Genomic DNA, 636 nt, shown 5'->3' with positions numbered 1-636 from the left:
CCGCAGGTCAATTGCTCTGGTCCCCGCGCGTGCGGGGGTGGTCCCTGCATGTCGCGGGCCGCCGTGTCCGCGCCGGACTGGTCCCCGCGCGTGCGGGGGTGGTCCCGGAAGTCGTACGGACGGTCACGGCTCCGGCACCTGGTCCCCGCGCGTGCGGGGATGGTCCCATCGCCGCGCGCTCTTCGGCCGACGCCATGTCCTGGTCCCCGCGCGTGCGGGGATGGTTGCATCGACGCTGGCCTCAACTATGGCGGAGCGGCAGCGACGACAGCCGTCGCCCCGACAGAGTGTCAGTGGCATGGTCTACCGTCCAACGCATGGCCACCGACGCGCTTCCCATCAGGCCGGGTGACGTCCACACGCGCGAGGAGATCCAGCCCGTGCTGGGCGGCAGCCTGTACGGCGGCATCGTCCCGTCAGACGAGAAGGCCAACGTGCTGCTGTTCTCGTACGCGCGGGGCGGGGCCAGGTTCGGCTACCACGACGGCTGGCTGCGGGAGGAGGACGAACTCGGGCCGGTCTTCGAGTACACCGGCGCGGGCAGCGGCGACCAGGTTTTCGGCGGCCGGTACGGCAAGGGCAACTCGGCGATCCTCGGCCACGCCGACAGGGGGCGCACGCTGCACCTGTTCATCG

At 71.5% G+C, this 636-nt stretch carries 1 pseudogene; it reads left to right on the top strand.

Annotation, left to right across the window (positions count from 1 at the left end):
* Positions 1 to 317: 317 nt before the first annotated feature.
* Positions 318 to 636: pseudogene (locus tag KUM32_RS42390) on the top strand (hypothetical protein); the annotation flags it as partial.

Source organism: Streptomyces sp. AC627_RSS907, assembly GCF_019049165.1.
Note: the sequence above shows the minus strand (reverse complement) of the source record. Positions and strands in the feature narration are given on the sequence as shown.